16 protein-coding genes and 1 tRNA gene are annotated in these 17,529 nt (G+C 68.0%); 13 read left to right on the top strand and 4 right to left on the bottom strand.

What is annotated here, in order from left to right; translation table 11 throughout:
* Nucleotides 1–30: 30 nt before the first annotated feature.
* The 8 genes from ACZ48Y_RS00450 (at nt 31) to hisH (ending at nt 8,545) form a co-directional block, all read left to right on the top strand.
* Complete coding sequence (locus tag ACZ48Y_RS00450) at nt 31–924, top strand: carbohydrate ABC transporter permease (protein WP_464741081.1); 894 nt, start codon at nt 31–33, stop codon at nt 922–924.
* A 9-nt stretch (nt 925–933) separates the two neighbouring features.
* Nucleotides 934–1,761 carry a carbohydrate ABC transporter permease gene (locus ACZ48Y_RS00445; protein ID WP_464741079.1) on the top strand — a complete coding sequence of 276 codons (828 nt, stop codon included), beginning with the start codon at nt 934–936 and terminating at the stop codon, nt 1,759–1,761.
* Complete coding sequence (locus ACZ48Y_RS00440; protein WP_464741077.1) at nt 1,758–2,810, top strand: ABC transporter ATP-binding protein; 1,053 nt, start codon at nt 1,758–1,760, stop codon at nt 2,808–2,810. The genes ACZ48Y_RS00445 and ACZ48Y_RS00440 overlap by 4 nt, the downstream gene beginning before the upstream one ends.
* A gap of 8 nt (nt 2,811–2,818) precedes the next feature.
* Nucleotides 2,819–3,745: a glycerophosphodiester phosphodiesterase gene (locus ACZ48Y_RS00435; RefSeq protein ID WP_464741075.1), complete on the top strand. Its 927-nt coding sequence runs from the start codon at nt 2,819–2,821 to the stop codon at nt 3,743–3,745.
* 65 nt (nt 3,746–3,810) lie between these two features.
* Entirely contained in the window at nt 3,811–6,228 is a 2,418-nt protein-coding gene (gene lon / locus ACZ48Y_RS00430; protein WP_464741073.1) for an endopeptidase La, read from the top strand.
* A 72-nt stretch (nt 6,229–6,300) separates the two neighbouring features.
* A complete protein-coding gene (locus tag ACZ48Y_RS00425; protein ID WP_464741071.1) occupies nt 6,301–7,371 on the top strand; it encodes a pyridoxal phosphate-dependent aminotransferase in 1,071 nt (356 codons plus the stop codon).
* A complete protein-coding gene (hisB, locus tag ACZ48Y_RS00420; protein ID WP_464741069.1) occupies nt 7,352–7,936 on the top strand; it encodes an imidazoleglycerol-phosphate dehydratase HisB in 585 nt (194 codons plus the stop codon). The genes ACZ48Y_RS00425 and hisB overlap by 20 nt, the downstream gene beginning before the upstream one ends.
* Nucleotides 7,937–7,942: 6 nt before the next feature.
* Nucleotides 7,943–8,545 carry an imidazole glycerol phosphate synthase subunit HisH gene (gene hisH, locus ACZ48Y_RS00415; protein ID WP_464741067.1) on the top strand — a complete coding sequence of 201 codons (603 nt, stop codon included), beginning with the start codon at nt 7,943–7,945 and terminating at the stop codon, nt 8,543–8,545.
* On the opposite strand, the gene ACZ48Y_RS00410 is transcribed toward hisH, so the two are convergent.
* A complete protein-coding gene (locus tag ACZ48Y_RS00410) occupies nt 8,542–9,465 on the bottom strand; it encodes a carbohydrate kinase family protein (protein WP_464741065.1) in 924 nt (307 codons plus the stop codon). The two genes, hisH and ACZ48Y_RS00410, sit on opposite strands and share 4 nt — an antisense overlap.
* A gap of 132 nt (nt 9,466–9,597) precedes the next feature.
* Between ACZ48Y_RS00410 and ACZ48Y_RS00405 the strand changes: the two genes are divergently transcribed.
* Genes ACZ48Y_RS00405 through cydC form a run of 4 tightly spaced genes read left to right on the top strand, consistent with a single transcriptional unit; the run spans nt 9,598 to nt 15,261 of the window.
* Entirely contained in the window at nt 9,598–10,986 is a 1,389-nt protein-coding gene (locus tag ACZ48Y_RS00405) for a cytochrome ubiquinol oxidase subunit I (protein ID WP_464741063.1), read from the top strand.
* 42 nt (nt 10,987–11,028) lie between these two features.
* Nucleotides 11,029–12,015, top strand: coding sequence for a cytochrome d ubiquinol oxidase subunit II (gene cydB / locus ACZ48Y_RS00400; protein ID WP_464741061.1), 987 nt, complete (start codon nt 11,029–11,031; stop codon nt 12,013–12,015).
* On the top strand, nt 12,015–13,646 hold the full coding sequence (cydD, locus tag ACZ48Y_RS00395; protein ID WP_464741059.1) for a thiol reductant ABC exporter subunit CydD: 1,632 nt from the start codon (nt 12,015–12,017) through the stop codon (nt 13,644–13,646). Before cydB ends, cydD begins: the two co-directional genes overlap by 1 nt.
* Entirely contained in the window at nt 13,636–15,261 is a 1,626-nt protein-coding gene (gene cydC, locus ACZ48Y_RS00390) for a thiol reductant ABC exporter subunit CydC (RefSeq protein ID WP_464741057.1), read from the top strand. Before cydD ends, cydC begins: the two co-directional genes overlap by 11 nt.
* On the opposite strand, the gene rsmA is transcribed toward cydC, so the two are convergent.
* The 3 genes from rsmA to ACZ48Y_RS00375 are packed head-to-tail and all read right to left on the bottom strand — an operon-like array spanning nt 15,225 to nt 17,369.
* Nucleotides 15,225–16,055 carry a 16S rRNA (adenine(1518)-N(6)/adenine(1519)-N(6))-dimethyltransferase RsmA gene (gene rsmA / locus ACZ48Y_RS00385; protein ID WP_464741055.1) on the bottom strand — a complete coding sequence of 277 codons (831 nt, stop codon included), beginning with the start codon at nt 16,053–16,055 and terminating at the stop codon, nt 15,225–15,227. The genes cydC and rsmA overlap by 37 nt on opposite strands.
* Nucleotides 16,048–16,794, bottom strand: a complete 747-nt coding sequence (locus ACZ48Y_RS00380) for a metallophosphoesterase (RefSeq protein ID WP_464741053.1) — start codon at nt 16,792–16,794, stop codon at nt 16,048–16,050. The genes rsmA and ACZ48Y_RS00380 overlap by 8 nt, the downstream gene beginning before the upstream one ends.
* Nucleotides 16,791–17,369, bottom strand: coding sequence for a Rad52/Rad22 family DNA repair protein (locus ACZ48Y_RS00375; RefSeq protein WP_464741051.1), 579 nt, complete (start codon nt 17,367–17,369; stop codon nt 16,791–16,793). Before ACZ48Y_RS00375 ends, ACZ48Y_RS00380 begins: the two co-directional genes overlap by 4 nt.
* A gap of 56 nt (nt 17,370–17,425) precedes the next feature.
* Between ACZ48Y_RS00375 and ACZ48Y_RS00370 the strand changes: the two genes are divergently transcribed.
* Nucleotides 17,426–17,499, top strand: a tRNA-Gln gene (locus ACZ48Y_RS00370).
* Nucleotides 17,500–17,529 lie beyond the last annotated feature (30 nt).

Genomic DNA, 17,529 nt, shown 5'->3' with positions numbered 1-17,529 from the left:
GGCCGCCCTACTTTCCAAAAGGAGCGGATGATGCGGCGCTACCTGACCCCCTTCCTTTTTTTGAGTCCCGCGACGCTGCTGATCTTCCTTTTCTTTTTTGTCCCGGTGGTGGCCACGGTCCTTTTGTCCTTCACCGACCTCTCGACCACGACCTTTCGAAACCCCAGCTGGGTTGGCTTGGAAAACTACCGCGAACTGCTGAGCGACCCGTTTTTGAAAAAGATCTTTTTCAACACCGTCAAGTACGTGGGGCTCACCTTGGCCTTCAACGTGGGCATGGGCCTGCTGCTCGCCCTGCTCACGAGCCTCGTCCCCCAGCGCTTCGGGGACCCCGCCCGGGCGCTCTGGCTCTTGCCCCGCATCCTTCCCCCGGTGGTCTACGTCTTCATCTGGCAAGGCTTGCTGGCGGAAGCACCGATGGGGCTCGTTTCGGACCTACTTGGCGTTTCGAAAAACTGGCTGGTCGCTGCCCCCTGGGCGACGATCGTTCTGGCCAACGGCTTCGTCGGGGCCAGCTTCGGCATGCTCATCTTCACCTCGGCCATCCGCGCGATCCCACGCGAGCTGTTTTACGCGGCGGCGGTGGACGGGGCCACCACCTGGCAGACGATCCGCCGGGTGATCCTGCCCTTGCTGTCCTGGCCGATTCTGTTCGTCACCGCTTACCAGACCCTCTCTTTGCTCACCTCCTTCGAATACATCCTGCTGCTCACCGACGGCGGTCCTGGGTTTTACACCACCGAGGTTTGGTCGCTCAGGGCCTACCACCTGGCCCTGTCCAACTACTTCGGCAACGTCGAGTTCGGCCTTGGCGCGGCCATGGCCGCGGTGCTGGTGGTGATCGGGGTGATCGTCAGCCTCTTCTATCTAAAGATCTTCAACTTCAAGGCCCTGGTCACCGAACCCAAGATCGAGATCACCTAGGAGGTTTCGATGCCCCTGCTGCCCAAAAACTGGCCCCTTTGGCTCCTCGCGCTGGCGCTGATCACCCTGCCGATCGGGGTGGGGCTGATCTGGCTCTTCCTCACCGCGCTCTTCGACCAGGTCCACGGGCTGCGGCCGGTCGGGGATTTCTCCCCCGAGAACTGGCGCTTCCTCACCGAGGGCTCCGTGGGCGGGCGCCCCTCAATCTGGGTGGCGCTGAAAAACTCGGTGCTCTTCGCCACCGCCGTGGCCGCGCTCGAGGTCCTGATCGCCTCGATGGCCGCGTACGCCATCAGCCGGATGAAGTTCCCCTTGCGCACGCCCTACTTGGGGATGATCCTGGTCCTGCACGCCTTCCCTGCGGTCAGCCTGCTGATCGCGATCTACTACATCCTGCGCGTCTTGGGGCTTTTCGACACCCTCGTCGGGGTCATCCTGGTCAAGGCCTCGCTCGAGCTCCCGCTGGGCATTTGGCTGATGAAGGGCTTCTTTGACCAGCTCTCCTGGGACATGGAAATGGCCGCGCTGGTGGACGGAGCGAGCCGCTGGATGGTGTTCTGGCGAGTGGCCCTGCCGCTGGTCCGGCCGGGGATTCTCGCACTCGGCACCTTCGCCTTGCTCTCGGCCTGGGGGGAGTTCATCCTTCCCTTCACCTTCATCGTCTCCGGAAAAAGCTGGACGCTGGCGCTCTACATGCAAAGCTTTTTACGGGAAGCCTTCGTGGATTACGGGCTGATGGCCGCGGTTGGGTTGTTTTACGCCGCCCCGGTGCTGATCCTCTTCCTGCTGGGTCAGCGCTACCTGCTCAACATCTACTCGGGAGGGGTGAAGGGATGAACAAGGGCACTCCGGTTCGCCTCGAAGGTCTCTCAAAGCGCTTTGGCACCGTCGAGGCAGTCAAACGCCTGGACCTCGAGATCAAGGCTGGTGAGCTCGTGGCGTTCCTCGGTCCTTCGGGATGTGGCAAGACGACGACGCTGCTGATGATCGCCGGGATCTACCGGCCGACGACCGGGGCGATCTACTTCGGCGAAGATCGGGTCGATCACCTGCACCCCAAGGACCGAGACGTGGGCATGGTCTTCCAGTCCTACGCCCTCTACCCCCACCTCACCCTTTTCGAAAACATCGCCTTTCCCCTGCGCCTTAAACGCATCCCCGACCAAGAGGTGCGAACCCGGGTGCAAACGACCGCCGACCTTCTGGGGATCGGTCAAATCCTCGACCGCAAACCCGCGCAAGTGTCCGGCGGGCAGCAGCAGCGTGCCGCCCTGGCGCGGGCGCTGGTCAAGGAGCCCCGGGTCCTGCTCCTCGACGAGCCCCTCTCGAACCTGGACGCCCAGATCCGGCTTTCCGCCCGAGCTGAGATTCGCAGGCTTCAACGCGATCTCGGGGTAACGTCGATTCTGGTCACCCACGACCAGGCCGAGGCCCTGGCGATGGCCGACCGGGTCGCGGTCTTCTCGATGGGCGAGCTGCAGCAGTACGCCTCGCCCGAAGAGCTCTACCACCGCCCCAAAAACACCTTCGTCGCGGGCTTCGTCGGATCACCCCCGATGAACCTGATCAAGGGGGCGTTTACCGGCGAGGGCTTTCGCGCCGACGACCTGGTCCTGAACTTCCCCGGCGCGCCTAAGGGACAGGGCTGGCTGGGCATCCGCCCCGAAGACCTGCGCCTTGGCGAGGAGGGGACGCCCGCCGAGGTCATGGTCGTGGAACCGCTTGGCCGGGAGGTGCTGGTGGTCGTGGAGATCGGCTCCATCCGGCTCCAGGTCCTGCTCCCGGAAGGCCAGCGGCCGGAGATGGGCGAAGTGGTGCGCGTCGTCTTTCCCCTGGACCGCCTGCACTATTTCGACGCCCGAGGGCGACGGATCGGGCCCGACTGAGGACGGCGATGCGCTCCCTGCCAAGTTACCTCGAGTATCAGGGCCGCCAGGTCCTCCTCAAGTACCACCGGGCCCAAACCGGCGAACACGCCCACCCGCCCAACGCCCTCTCCGCGATTCGGGAGATCCTCGATCACGGCGTACGCGCACTGGAGTTCGACGTGGGCATCACCCTGGACGGCGTCTTCATCCTCCTTCACGATCCGCACCTGGAACGGGAGACCACGGGCGTGGGGCCGGTCCGTCTCACCACGCACCGCGAGATCAAAAAGCTCCACCTGCGGGGTTCCAAGGAGCGCGTGGCCACGCTCTCGGAAGTGGTGGAGCTCATCCTGGCCTCCAAGACCCCATTAAAGGTCCAGGTCGACCTCAAGGAAACCATCCCCCTTTCCGAGGAGGAGGCGCGCTGGCTTTGGACGACGCTCGCCCCCCTCAAGGAAACCGCGGGCGTGGAAGTGGTGGTCGGCAGCCTCGCCGACTGGAACCTGCGCACGCTGCGCCGGGTCGCCCCGGACCTCCCCCTGGGGTTCGACCCCTCCTATTACCTCGACGTCCCGACCGGGGAATTCTTGAGGCTTCCGGTGCGCACGAACGCGTATGGCTACCTCGACGACCACCCCCTTGGCTTTCGCAAGGTGCTTCCCACGCCTCGCTACCTGGCGGATCGCGTGGAAGCGATCAGCTACCAAGTGCCCGGGGCGAGGGAGTTCTACCTGCACAAGAGCTTCGTGCTGAACGCGCTGGATGACGGGTTCAATCCCGTCGAACTGCTCCACCGGCTGCACCCCGAGGCGCTCGTCGACGTCTGGACCCTTGACGCCAACGAGGAAGGAGCTCGGGAAAAGCTCTTTCGCCTCCTGCGAGCAGGCGTGGACCAGATCACCACCAACACCCCCATCGCCCTGGCGCGTCTCTTCGAACAGGTTGCCCCCTAGACTTGGCGCCTAATATTCATTAAAATTGATATCGGTAAACTCATGCTATGGGAAAGGAGGACCCCATGAACATTCCTGAAAAACTCCCGGTCGTGCCTGTGCGCGGCTCGGTGATCTACCCCACGATGGTGATGCCCATCGACGCCGGGCGCAAGCTGAGCGTCCGCGCGATCGACGAGGCGATCAACCGGGACCGGGTGGTGCTCATCGTCGCCCAGCGGGACAAGGAGGTCGACGCGCCCAAGCCCGACGACCTGCACCCGGTGGGAACGGTCTGCAACCTGCTGCGAATCCGCAAGAACCCCGACGGCTCGGTGCAGGCCCTGGTGCAGTGCTTCGCCCGGGCCCGGGCGAAGCACTACGCCCTCGAGGGCGACCACCTCGAGGCCGAGGTCGAGCCGATCCGCGACCAGGTGGAGAACGCCCTCGAGGTCCAGGCCCTCTTCCGCGAGGTCAAGGAGCGCTTCGCCCAGCTCCTCAAGGAGGGCAAGTACGTCTCCCCCGACGTCGCGCAGTTCATCCAGAACCTCGAGGACCCCGCCCAGCTCGCCGACTACATCGCCTTCCACATGGACTTCAAGCTCGAGGACAAGCAGAAGATCCTCGAGCTGGAGAACGTCGCCGACCGGCTGCGCCGGGTGCTGGCGCTGCTCAACACCGAGCTCGAGCTGATCGAGACCCAGCGCCGCATCCAGCAGCAGGTCAAGGAGGAGATCGACCGCAACCAGCGCGAGTACTTCCTCCGCGAGCAGATGAAGGCCATCCAGCGCGAGCTCCACGGCGAGGAGGGCGAGGCCGAGGTCGAGGAGCTGCGCGAGAAGATCGAGGCGCTGAACCTCCCGGAGACGGTCAAGAAGGAGGTGGACCGCGAGCTCGGGCGGCTGGCGCGGATGCACCCCGACTCCGCCGAGGCGGCGGTGATCCGCACCTACCTGGACTGGATCATCCACCTGCCCTGGAACACCCGCACCGAGGACAACCTGGACATCCAGCGGGCCAAGCAGATCCTCGACGAGGACCACTACGGCCTGGAGCGGGTCAAGGACCGGGTGCTCGAGTACCTCGCGGTGCGCCGGCTCAAGGCCGAGCGGGCGAAACGCGGCGAGCTCCCGGAGGAGGAGATCAACAAGGGCCCGATCCTGCTCTTCGTGGGCCCGCCGGGGGTGGGCAAGACCTCGATCGCCAAGTCCATCGCCCGGGCGCTGGGGCGCAAGTACGTGCGCGTCTCCCTGGGCGGGGCCCGCGACGAGTCGGACATCCGCGGCCACCGGCGCACCTACATCGGCGCCATGCCCGGCCGCATCATCCAGGGGCTGCGCCAGGCGGGGACCAAGAACCCGGTCTTCCTGCTCGACGAGATCGACAAGATGGGCCAGAGCTTCCAGGGCGACCCGGCGGCGGCCCTCCTCGAGGTCTTGGACCCCGCCCAGAACAAGGAGTTCGTAGACCACTACCTGGGCGTGCCCTTCGACCTCTCCGAAGTGATGTTCATCGCCACCGCCAACTTCCCCCAGCTCATCCCGGCGCCGCTGATGGACCGCATGGAGCTGATCGAGTTCACCTCCTACCTGGAGGATGAAAAGCTCCAGATCGCCAAGCGCTACCTCCTGCCCCGGCAGCTCAAGGAGGCCGGGCTCTCCGAGAAGCAGGTCAAGATCACCGACCCCGCCCTGCGCCGGCTGATCACCCACTACACCCGGGAGGCCGGGGTGCGCAACCTCGAGCGCGAGATCGGCGCCCTCTTGCGCAAGGCCGCCAGGCGCATCCTGGAGGAAGGCAAGAAGCGGGTGCGCATCACCGAAAAGGACCTGGAGCGCTACCTCGGGCCGCCGCGCTTCCTGCCCGAGACCGAGGCCCGCGAGCCCCAGATCGGGGTGGCCACCGGGATGTACTACACCCCGGTGGGTGGGGACATCATGTTCGTCGAGGTGAGCGTGATGCCCGGCAAGGGCCAGCTCATCCTCACCGGCCAGCTCGGCGACGTGATGAAGGAGTCGGCGCGGGCAGCGCTCAGCTACGCGAAGAAGAACGCCGACCGCTTCGGCATCCCGCTCGAGCGCTTCGAGAAGTCCGACATCCACATCCACGTCCCCGCAGGGGCGATCCCCAAAGAAGGCCCCTCCGCCGGGGTGGCGATCACCAGCGCCCTGGTCAGCGCCCTCACCGAGGTCCCAGTACGCCACGACATCGCGATGACCGGCGAGATCACCCTCACCGGCCGGGTGCTCCCGATCGGCGGGGTGCGGGAGAAGGTCCTCGGGGCGAGGCGCGCGGGCATCCGCGAGGTGCTCTTGCCCAAGCAGAACGAGCCCGACCTGCGGGACATCCCGCGGCACCTGCAAAAGGACATGACCTTCCACTTCGTCGACCACCTCGACCAGGTGCTGGACCACGCGATCGTCGGCGGGCTCAAGGCGCTCGAGGCCAAGGCCAAGAAAAAGCCCCAAGGGCGCAAGAAGACCCAGCCCGTGGCCCACGCCTAGGGCGCGGGGGCGAAAGGGGGGCAAAAGCCCCCCTTTCGCCATGGCGCGCCAGGCTTGGGTAAAATCAGCTTCGTGCAGGCCTTCAAACCCCACGTCTCGGCGCTTCCCGCCTACCCCTACGCGCAGCACCGAGCGCCCATCAAACTCGATCAGAACGAAAACCCCTACGACCTCCCGGAGGCGTTGAAGGCCGAGATCGTCAAGGCCGTCGCGGGCACCCCGCTGAACCGCTACCCGGAGATGGACGCCGAGGGGCTGGCCAAGGCCATTGCCACCTTCGAGGGCTGGCCGGTGGAAGGGGTCGTCGTCGCCCCGGGGTCGAACGTCCTGCTCACCGCTTTGGCCCAGGCCGCGGTCAAGGTCCTGGACCTCGTCCCCTCCTTCTCGCTCTACCGCTGGGCCGCGGAGCTCAGCGGCACCCCCCGCGACACGGTTCCTCTCGGACCCGAGTTCGAGCTGCCCGCCCAGGTCCTCGAGGCCCGGCTGCGCGAGGCGGGCCCTGGGGTCTTCTTCTTCGCCAACCCCCACGCCCCCACCGGCCGCTTTTGGACCCCGGAGGTCACCGCCAGCCTGGCCGAGGCCGCGGCGCAGGGGGGCTGGCTGATGGTGGTCGACGAGGCCTACTACCAGTTCGCCCCCGCGGACTTCAAGAGGGAGGCTCGGGAGCGCCCCCACGTGGTGCTCTCCCGCACCTTCTCCAAGGCCTGGGGGCTCGCCGGGGCGCGGGTCGGCTACATGCTCGGCGCGCCGGAGGTGATCGGGGAGGTCAAGAAGCTCCTCCCCCCCTTCCGCGTCCCCACGCCCAGCCTGATCGCCGCGAAGGTCGCGCTCGAGCACCCCGGCTACATGACCGAGGCGGTGGAGAAGATCCGCCGCGAGCGGGAACGGGTCTACCTGGAGCTGGTCGGGCACCCCAGCTGGAAGCCCTACAAGAGCCACGCGAACTTCCTCTGCGTGCGCACCCCGGACGCCGAGGCAGCGTTCCAGGGCCTCCTTTCCCGGGGCATCTTGGTGCGCCGGATCGACGGCCAGCCGGGGCTTGCGGGCTGCATCCGGGTCACGATCGGCACGCCGGTGGAGAACGACGCCTTCTTGAAGGCGGCCTTTGAGCTGGGAGGGGACGATGCGCAGGGCGAGGGTTGAGCGGGTCACCGAAGAGACCGAGATCCGGCTGGCGCTGGGCCTGGACGGCCCCCCGAAGGCCGAGGTCGACACCGGGATGGGCTTCGTCGACCACATGCTGCGGGCCCTCGCCAAGCACGGCCGTTTCGACCTCCTGGTCGAGGCCAAAGGGGATCTGGAGACCGGCCCCCACCACCTGATCGAGGACCTCGGGATCACCCTGGGGATGGCGTTGGACCAGGCACTCGAGACCCGCGCGGGGATCGAACGCTACGGCGAGGCCACCGTGCCCATGGACGAGACCCTGGTCCAGGTCGCCCTCGACCTCTCCGGGCGCGCCTACCTGGGCTTTTTCCCCGAGGCCCTCGAGGTCCGCGGCGAGGCCGGGGGCATGGACGTCTTCCACCTGCGCGAGTTCTTACGGGGCCTCAGCCAGCACGGCCGGCTCACCCTGCACCTCCGGCCCCTGGCCGGCGTCGAGGCCCACCACCTGATCGAGGCCAGCTTCAAGGCCCTCGGCCGGGCCCTCTACCAGGCCACCCGCCTCACCCGGGAGGACCTGCCGAGCACCAAGGCCCTCCTCTAGCCGGCGATGAAGACCCTGCTCATCGACTACGGTTCGGGAAACCTGAGGAGCGCGGCCAAAGCCCTCGAGGCCGCGGGCTTTGCGGTGGAGGTCGTCAGCGACCCCGCCCGCGCGAAAGGCAAGGACCTCTTGGTCCTCCCCGGCCAGGGGCACTTCGGCCAGGTGATGCACGCCTTTCGCCGCTCCGGCTTCGTCGAGGCGGTCCGGGCGCACCTCGACCAAGAACGCCCTTTTTTCGGCATCTGCGTGGGGCTGCAGCTCCTTTTTGAGGGCTCCGAGGAGGCCCCGGAGGTCCCCGGCCTGGGCCTGATCCGTGGCCAGGTCCGGCGCTTTCAAACCCGCAAGGTGCCCCAGATGGGCTGGAACCGGGTAGGCTTCTCCGAGAACTCGCCCTTCTTCCCCCTGAACGGGCGGCACTTCTACTTCGTGCACTCCTACTTCGCCCCCGTCGTCCCCGAGCTCGACGGCCTCGCGCACTACGAGGGCGTACCCTTTGCCGCGGGGATCCGACGGGGTCCCTTGGTCGCCACCCAGTTCCACCCGGAGAAGTCGAGCCGCGCGGGGCTCGACTTCCTGAGACGGCTCAAGACCTACTACGCCTCGCTCTAGGAGGCGAGGGCGCGTTCCAGGTCCTCCCGGGTGACCAGCCGACCCTGGGCCCCCACCGCGGTGGTCGCCAGCGCCCCGGCCACGTTCCCCATCCGCGCCGCCTCCACCAGGCCGTGGCCGGTCATCACCGCGTGGGCGAAGGCCGCGGTGAAGGCGTCGCCGGCGCCGGTCGTGTCCACCACCTCGTCGACCTCGTAGGGTTCAACCAGCGCCTCCTCCTCGGGGGTGGCGACGATCGCCCCCATCGGCCCCACCTTGATCACCACCCGCTCGATCCCGGCCTCGCGCAGCCGGGCGAGGCCGTCGCTGATCGAGGCTTCTCCGGTCAGGGCCAAGAGTTCGCCCTGGTTCATCAACAGGTAGTCGGCCTGGGCCAGGGTGGGCAGCATCGCCGCCCCCGCCTCCCGCACCGCCCCGCTGCCCAGGTCGATGAAGACCGGCAGGCCGCGCTTTTTCGCAGCCCCCAGCGCCTTGAGCGCGTAGGCCCGCTGCGGCCCCCCGATGAGCCCGTAGGCGGAAAGGACGAAGGCGTCGATCGTGTCCAGGCTGCGCGGTTTGAAGGCCTCGGCGTCGAGGTTGCGGCTGGCCCCGGCGTGGGCCACCATGCTGCGTTCGCCCCCGGGCAGGAGGAAGACCAGGATCGAGGTCGTCGCCGCCTCCGGGTCCTCCTGCAGGTGCTTGAGCTCTACACCGGTGGCGCGCACCGTGGCCAGGGCCAGCTCGCGAAACGGGCCGGTCCCCACCCGCGAGGCCAGGAAGGCGGTGTGGCCGAGGCTGGCGAGGTGGGCGGCCATCGTCGCGCCCGCCCCTCCGGGCCGGAACAGCGCCCGCCGGGCCAGCGTCTCCTCCCCCGGCGAGGGGAGCCGGTCGACGAGGTAGATCAGGTCAACGGATACGTCCCCAACGACAAAAAAGCGCATCTACGCCTCCCGCTTTGACTTGCCCCACTATACCCGGTTTCCGGCGCGGTCACGATGCCGAGTACACCGATAAAGATACTTAGGATTTTTGTCCCTGGGCAAAATCAGGAATGAGAAGTATTTCTACTCCCGGTGATACCTGTGGATGCCCTCTCGCTCGCGAGGTTTCAGTTCGCCAGCACCACGACCTACCACTTCTTTTTCGTCCCCCTCACGATGGGGCTTTCCTTGCTCGTGGCCTGGATGGAGACCCTCTACGTCCGGCGCAAGGACCCCCACTACCGCAGCCTGGCCAAGTTCTTCGGCCACCTCTTCATGATCAACTTCGCGCTGGGGGTGGTCACCGGGCTGGTCCAGGAGTTCCAGTTCGGCATGAACTGGTCGGAATATTCGCGGTTCATGGGGGACATCTTCGGCGTGCCCCTGGCGATCGAGGCCCTGCTCGCCTTTTTCCTTGAGTCGACCTTCCTGGGGCTGTGGTTCTTCACCTGGGACAAGGTGCCCAAGGCCCTGCACGCGGCCTTCATCTGGCTCGTGGCCATCGGCTCCAACCTCTCGGCGCTTTGGATCTTGATCGCCAACTCCTTCATGCAGCACCCGGTCGGCTACCGCCTGGAAGGGGGGCGGGCCCTGCTCGAGGACTTCCCCGCGCTGGTCCTCAACCCCCACGTCTGGCTGCAGTTTCCGCACACGTTCTTCGCTGCGCTCGCAACCGCAGGGTTCTTCGTCGCCGCGGTCTCGGCGTGGCATCTTTTGCGCGCGCATCGCGTGGAGCTCTTCACCCGCGCGATGCGCCTGGGCTTAGGTGCTGGGCTCCTGGGCACCCTTTTGGTCATCGCGATCGGGCATTTCCAAGCGGACTTCATCGTGCGCCACCAGCCGATGAAGTTCGCCGCGATGGAGGCGATCTGGGAGGACAGGCCGGAACCCGCGGCCTGGACCTTGCTGGCGGCGATCGACGAACGCGAACAGCGCAACACCTGGGCGCTGGAGCTCCCCGGGGTGCTCTCCTGGCTCGCCCACGCTCCAAAAAACGCCCAAGGGCAACGCGTCTTCCGGGGCATCCGCTCCTTGCAAGCGGCGTACGCCGCGCGCTTTGGCCCGGGCAACTACGTCCCCCCGGTCAAGCTGACGTTCTGGAGCTTCCGCACCATGGTGCTCAGCGGGCTGCTGATGCTGGTCCTCGCCGCCTGGGGCCTCTGGCTGCTCGCGAAGGGGCGCCTTGAGCGGGCGAGCGGCACCCTCAAGCTGCTCCTCTGGACGGTGCTCTTGCCCTACATCGCCAACACCGCGGGGTGGTGGACCACCGAGTTCGGCCGTCAGCCCTGGATGGTGCAGGACCTCTTGACGATCTACCAGGGGGTGACGCCGGAGAGCGTGGTGCCCGCCAGCATGGTCCTGATCTCCGCCGTTGGGTTCACCTTGCTCTACCTGATCCTGGGCGTGATCGACGTGGGCCTGCTGATCAAGTACGCCAAGCAAGACCCCGAGGCCGGCGAGGCGGCCACGGTCAGCTACTAGCGACGAGAGGAGCGTGCCATGGACTTGAACACGATCTGGTTTGTGCTGGTAGGCGTCCTTTTCATGGGCTTTTTCTTTCTCGAGGGCTTCGATTACGGCGTGGGCATGTGGCTCCCCGGCCTGGGCAGGAACGACGCCGAGCGCCGCGCCCTGATCAACACCATCGGTCCGGTCTGGGACGGGAACGAGGTCTGGATGATCACCGCCGGAGGGGCCATCTTCGCCGCCTTTCCCCAGTGGTACGCGACGATGTTCTCGGGCTTCTACCCGGCGCTCTTCATCATGCTCGTCGCGCTCATCCTGAGGGGCGTCGGGTTCGAGTTTCGCTCGAAGTCGCCCTCGCCTTCATGGCGGACCTTCTGGGACGGGATGATCTTCACCGGATCCCTGGTCCCCGCCCTGCTCTGGGGCGTCGTCGTGGCCAACCTGGTTCACGGCGTTCCCATCGGACCCGAGATGCACTACAAAGGGAACCTTCTCTCATTGCTCCATCCCTACGGCCTCCTGGGCGGGATCACCGCCGTGGCGGTCTTTCTCGTTCACGGAGCCAACTTCCTGGCCCTCAAGCTTGAATCGCCCTTGCGCGAGCGCGCCCAACGCGCCGCTCGAATCAGCGTTCCGATCGCGCTGGCCCTGGCCGCGGTCTTCCTGCTCGCGGGGGGCGCCTACGGGCTCTATGCCCGCGACGCGGCGGGCATCGCCCAGGTGCTGGCCATCGCGGCCGCCCTGGCGCTGGCGCTGGGCCTCTATGCCCGGAGGCGCGATCACGACGGCCTGGCCTTCTGGAGCATTGGAGCCGGCGTGCTCCTGGCCACCGCCGCCGTGTTCGCCGGGCTCTATCCCAATGTCATGCCCTCCAGCTTGAACCCCGCGTGGAGCCTCACCGTGTACAACGCCGCGGCCAGCCCCTACACGCTGCGGGTGATGACCTGGGTCGCCCTGGTCTTCACGCCCTTGGTCTTGCTCTACCAGGGCTGGACGTACTGGGTGTTTCGCGGTCGGGTCGGCCTGGGAGGCGACGGGTATTAGTGGCCTACCTGCTGCCCAAGCTCACGCGTAGGCCCTTGCTCTTGACCCTGGCGCTGGGGGCCCCCCTGGTCGCCGGGGTCCTGACCGTGGCTCGGGCCTGGCTCCTCGTCCAGGGCGTGCAGGCAGCCTTCCTCCTGGGGAGGCCGGCGGAAGCCTTGAAGGGGTATGCCGGGGCTTTGTTGCTCGCCAGCCTCGGTCTTGCTCTGGCCCGAGGCCTGGGCCACGGCGCCGCCGGGACCCTCGCCGCCCGGGTCAAGGCAGACCTCAGGGCGGGCCTTAGCGCCCACCTGGTCAAGGTGGGCCCCGAACGCGTGGCCCGCGGTCCGTCCGAGCTGGCGATCACCCTCACCGACGTGGTGGAGGGCGTCGACGCCTACGTGCGCGGCTACCTCCCCGCGCTCGTGGAGGCGGGGGCGATCCCCCTGGCCCTTTTGATCTTCGTGTTCAGCAAGGAGCCGCTGAGCGCGGTGGTCTTGCTGATCACGGCCCCCTTGATCCCGGTCTTCATGATCCTGATCGGGCGGTGGGCGGAAGGGGTCACCGCGCGTCAATGGCGGGCCCTCTTCGCCTTGGGCAACTACTTTTCCGACGCGATCAAGGGCCTGACCACGCTGCGGGCCCTCGGCGCGGAGCGGCTCGCGCTGGAGCGGCTAAAGCAGCTTTCCGAAGCCCACCGCGAGGCGACGCTGAGCGTGCTGCGGGTGGCGTTCCTCTCCGCCCTGGTCCTCGAGCTGTTGGCCACGCTGTCCACCGCGGTGATCGCGGTCGAGGTGGGCCTCAGGCTCCTCGCGGCGAAGCTGGACTACGCGACCGCGTTCTTGATCCTGCTCCTGGCCCCGGAGTACTACGGGCCGCTGCGCAACCTCGGCGCCCAGTTCCATCCGGCGCAGTCGGCGAAGGACGCGACGAAGCGGCTCCAAGCCCTGGAGGTGCTTCCTGCCCCTTCCCCGGCCCGTCGCTGCGCCGCCCCCCCTCAGGCCGGGCTCACCCTGACCGACGTCAGCTTCCGCTACCAGGAGAGCGGTCTGGCCCTGCGCTCGCTTTCCTTGAGCGTGGCCCCGGGGGAACTGGTCGTGCTGACCGGTCCGAGCGGGGCAGGAAAATCCACCCTTTTGAAGCTCATTCTGGGGCTTTTGGACCCTGAAACCGGGGAGGTTTGCCTGAACGGCCGCCCGGTCCACCCCGAACGCTTCGCCTTCATGCCCCAGACCCCCTTCCTCTTCCGAGGAACCCTGCGCGACAACCTGCGCCTGGCCCGGCCCAGCGCCAGCGACGAGGAGCTCGAGGAAGCCCTGCGCCTGTCCGGGCTCATCGAGGTCGTGGCCCGGCTCCCCGAGGGCCTCGACACCCCGATCGGGGAGGGTGGCCTCGGCCTTTCCGGAGGCGAACAACAGCGGCTTTCACTGGCACGGGCCTTTCTCAAACGCCCTGAGGCCATCCTGCTCGACGAGCCCACCGCCCACCTCGACCCCGAGAGTGAACGCCGGGTCCTCCTGGGCCTCAAGGCGCTCAAGCGTCGCAACGTCCCCATCCTCGCCGTAGCCCACCGGGACGCGCTCATTCGCGCCGCGGACCGGCGGCTCAGCTTGGTCGACGGCAGGCTCCAAGAAGAGGTGCCCCATGCGCGCTAACCCCGCCACCTGGATGATCGCCGCCGTCGCGGCGACGCTCACCGTGCTCGCCAGCGTCGGGCTGATGGCCACGGCGAGCACGCTTTTGGCGCTCGCCGCGCTGCATCCTCCCCTCTACACCCTGATGCTCTGGGTCACCGGGGTGCGGTTTTTTGGGACCTTTCGAGGGGTCTTCCGCTACGCCGAACGCCTCTTTGCCCACGACGCCACGTTTCGTTACCTGGCCGCGCTGCGGGTCCGGGTGTTCTCCCGGCTTGCCCCCCTCGTCCCCACCGCGGCCAAGGGCCTGGCCAGCGGCGACCTGCAAGAGCGGATGCTCGCCGACGTCGGCCGGCTCGAGCCCCTTCCCGTGCGCGTGCTCATCCCGATGATCGCGGCCATCGGCACCGGCCTCCTGGTCAGCCTGGCCTTGATCCACTGGGGCGGCGCGGAGCTGGCCCTCGCCTTCGGGATCCCCTACGGCCTGACCCTCGTCGGCCTCCCCTTCCTGGGCTGGCGCCTCGGCGTGGCGCCGGTTCACAAGCGCCACGCCGCAAGCCGCGCGCTCCGCCAGGCCGCCTTTCAACTCACCGAGGGGCTCACCGAACTCCTGGTCGCTGGCCGGGCCGAGGAGCAGCAAAGGATCGTCGAGGCCCAGGCCGAGAAGATCGCCCGTCTGGAGCAGCGCGAAGCCTGGATCAAGGGAGCGCTGGAGGGAGGGCTGGAGCTGGCCGCCGGCGCGGCACTGGCCTGGCTCTTCTTCGCTGGCGCCGAGGCGGTCTCCCTGGGAACGCTCCCGGCGCCCTGGCTGCCCGGGGTGGCGCTCGCTGGCTTCGCGGCCTTCGAGGCCCTTCGCCCCCTCGCCGGAGCGGGGCCGCTGATCGCGGAGGCGGAACGGGCTTGGCGAAGCGTGCGCGAGCTGCTCAGCCTCCCTCTGCCCGCGCCCGACCCGCAAACGCCTGCACCGCCGCCCAAGGGCCACGCGGTGCGCCTCGACGCGCTTTGGGCGCGCTACCCCAACGCGACGGCGCCCACGCTGAAGGGCGTCGAGCTCGCGCTTCCCGAAGGACGGCAGGCGGTGGTGGTAGGCCCCAGCGGCGCTGGCAAGAGCACCCTCGCGTGGACCCTCCTGCGGTTCCTCCTGCCGGAGCAAGGACAAGCGCGCATCGGGGGCGTTCCGGTCGCCGACCTACGTGGAAAGGACGTGCGCGCGCGGGTGCTCTACCTCGACCAGCGACCGGCGATCTTCACCGGCAGCCTGCGCGACAACCTGGCGCTGGGACGCCCGGACGCCGACGACGCGACGCTCTGGCGCGCCCTACGGCGCGTCGCCCTGGATCGCTGGGCGAAGACGCTCAAGGAAGGGCTCGACACCTGGATGGGACCCGGCGGGGTGGTGCCCTCCGGGGGCGAGGCGCGGCGCCTGGCCCTGGCGCGGGCCCTCCTCAAGGACAGCCCCATCTGGATCCTCGACGAACCCACCGAGGGCCTCGACGCCGAGACCGAGCGCGCCGTCCTCGGCACCCTGCTCCCCTCCCTCGCGGGCAAGAGCGTGCTGTGGATCACCCACCGTCCGCTCCCGGGCGTCGAAGCGCCCCGCTATGCGTTCGAAGACGGACGGCTGAGGCGGGTATAGAGCGCCTTCAACGCCTCGGGGGACAGGGCCTCGGCCCGCACCCGGGGGTCCAGGCCCAGCTCGGCCAGGGCCTCCAGGACCCTCTCGCGGGGATAGCCCGCGGCCTCGAGGTTCTTTCGCAGGGTCTTCCTTCGCTGGGCAAAGGCCTGGTCCAGGAAACGGGCGTACCCGAAATCGAGCTCGGTTCCCTTGGGCCGAAGCCGCACCACGCTCGAGGTCACCTTGGGGGGCGGGTAAAAGCTCCCCGGAGCGACGTCGAAAAGACGCTCGGCCTCGGCCAGGTGCTGGACTTTGAGCGTCAGCGGGCCATAGGCCTTGGTGCCAGGGCGGGCCACCAGCCGGTCCGCGACCTCGCGCTGGAGCATCGCCACCAGGGTGCGAAAGCGCCCCGACGCCAGGGCATCGAAGAGGATCCGGGTGCCCGCGTTGTAGGGGAGGTTGGCGACGAAGAGGCTGCCCTCGGGAACCGTCTCCCAGGGGAAGGCACGGGCGTCCCCGGGGACGAGCTCGAGGTCCGCCTCGGCAAAGCGCGCGCGCAGGTGGGGCAAGAGCGCCTCGTCCTTCTCGATGGCGACGACCCGCGCCCCAGCCTCGACGAGGCTCTGGGTGAGCCCGCCGAGCCCGGGGCCGACCTCGTAGACCCGGTCCCCCGGGCGCACCCCGGCGGCCTCGAGCATCCGCGCGTAGACCGCGGGCTCGACGAGGAAGTGCTGGCCCAGCGCCTTCTTCGCCCGGCCACCGAGCCGGGCCAAGAGGGCCCGGGCGCCGGCGCGGGTGCGGGGGTCCTCAGGCAAAGCGCACCGCCCGGTAGCGCAGGGCCTCCCCGAGGAAGACCTCGAAGAACTGGCCGCGCTCGAGCGCGTCGGCGAGGACCACCCCGTGCGCCTCGTCGATCAGGATCTCGTCCACCGAGGTGTGACCGTAGACCCCGAGCCGGTAGCCCCGGCGGGCGACGTAGTCGGGGGTGCGCCGCCACCAGGTCTTGGCGTCGTCGCTCTGATAGAAGTAGGGGTCGTAGGTGTTCATCCAGGGCAGGGGGCCGACGTGGGCGAAGTGCACCCGCTCGATCTCGTGCTCCAAGGGGAAGGAGAGGAACCAGTCGGCGATCCCCGGGGGAAGGGGTTGCCCGCCGTAGTGGGGGTCGAACTCCCGGTGCTCGATCCCGTGCGCGTTGCCGAGGAGGACGTCGTGGTGCACCGCGGCGTGGTCGTGGTTACCCATGAGGATGACCACCCGGCCCGCGGCCTCGGCGGCGAAGCGCTTGAGGCGCAAGAGCTCGGCGATCTGGGCGCGGGCCGCGCGTTTCAAGTGCTCGGGGTTGCGAAAGTCGTAATCGGGTAGGCCGGTGAGCCGCACGTAGGCGTCGTGGGTCTTGGGGTGAACCAGATCCCCGAGGAGGACCACCTGGATGCGCCCCTCCTTGAGGGCCGGCGTGGGCCGGCCTTCGGCGTCGGCGGCGTAGGCCGCCCGCAACGCCCCCCAGAGCTTGTCGAACGCGGCGTGAACGTCCCCGATCGCGACGACCTTGATCATTCCTTCAGGCGCGCTCGCAGCTCGCGGTAGAGCTCGCGGGCCTCCTCCGGGGTGCGGCCGTAGCCGCCGTACTTCTGGATCAGCTTCGCCGCCTCCGCGCCCTTGCCCTTGGCCCGCAGGGCGTCCACCAAGCGGTCGATCAGCTCCTTAGGGTCTGGCTTTTTCTCCACCGGCTTGGGGGGCGTAAAGCGGCCGGTCGTCTCGTCGTAGTCCACCCAGGCCTTGCCGATGCGGTAGAGGTGGCGCCCGACGCCGAACTTCACCGCGGCCCGCTTCAGGGCATCGGAGAACGCCGCCTTGAGGGAGTCGCCCTCGCCGACGTCTTCCTTGGTCACCCCCAGGACGCTGAGCCGGCACTTCGCGGCGAAGAGGCGCTCCTTGGCCAGGAGCACCTCATAGGCGTCGGTCCAGTGCTCCGGCCCCACGACCTGGTCCAGGCGATCCAGCACCGCCCGGGCGTCGACGTAGGGGACCACGAGCGCGCGCTTTTTGTCCTTGGAAAGGGCCTCCACGCGCCACTGGATCTCATCCGCGGGAAAGGGGGCGGCGAGCGCAGCCCAAACGTCTTCGGCCATCCCGTTCATTCTAGCATTGACAGGAAAAACCCCCTTTCCTATGATGAACACGGCTTTGGGGCGTCGTCTAATGGTAGGACAGCGGACTTTGGATCCGCCGGTCGTGGTTCGAGTCCACGCGCCCCAGCCATCTTTTTTAACCCCCCTTCACCAAGTCGCG

Source organism: Rhabdothermus arcticus, assembly GCF_055382915.1.
The sequence above is the reverse complement of the archived record's forward strand: the minus strand, read 5'-3'. Positions and strand labels throughout refer to the sequence as shown.

Excerpts from the sequence above, each read along its gene's own strand:
- ACZ48Y_RS00450 (WP_464741081.1), top strand. The coding sequence starts at position 31 with ATGCGGCGCTACCTGACCCCCTTCCTTTTTTTGAGTCCCGCGACGCTG.
- ACZ48Y_RS00445 (WP_464741079.1), top strand. The coding sequence starts at position 934 with ATGCCCCTGCTGCCCAAAAACTGGCCCCTTTGGCTCCTCGCGCTGGCG.
- ACZ48Y_RS00440 (WP_464741077.1), top strand. The coding sequence starts at position 1,758 with ATGAACAAGGGCACTCCGGTTCGCCTCGAAGGTCTCTCAAAGCGCTTT.
- ACZ48Y_RS00435 (WP_464741075.1), top strand. The coding sequence starts at position 2,819 with ATGCGCTCCCTGCCAAGTTACCTCGAGTATCAGGGCCGCCAGGTCCTC.
- lon (WP_464741073.1), top strand. The coding sequence starts at position 3,811 with ATGAACATTCCTGAAAAACTCCCGGTCGTGCCTGTGCGCGGCTCGGTG.
- hisB (WP_464741069.1), top strand. The coding sequence starts at position 7,352 with ATGCGCAGGGCGAGGGTTGAGCGGGTCACCGAAGAGACCGAGATCCGG.
- hisH (WP_464741067.1), top strand. The coding sequence starts at position 7,943 with ATGAAGACCCTGCTCATCGACTACGGTTCGGGAAACCTGAGGAGCGCG.
- ACZ48Y_RS00410 (WP_464741065.1), bottom strand. The coding sequence starts at position 9,465 with ATGCGCTTTTTTGTCGTTGGGGACGTATCCGTTGACCTGATCTACCTC.
- cydC (WP_464741057.1), top strand. The coding sequence starts at position 13,636 with ATGCGCGCTAACCCCGCCACCTGGATGATCGCCGCCGTCGCGGCGACG.
- ACZ48Y_RS00380 (WP_464741053.1), bottom strand. The coding sequence starts at position 16,794 with ATGATCAAGGTCGTCGCGATCGGGGACGTTCACGCCGCGTTCGACAAG.
- ACZ48Y_RS00375 (WP_464741051.1), bottom strand. The coding sequence starts at position 17,369 with ATGGCCGAAGACGTTTGGGCTGCGCTCGCCGCCCCCTTTCCCGCGGAT.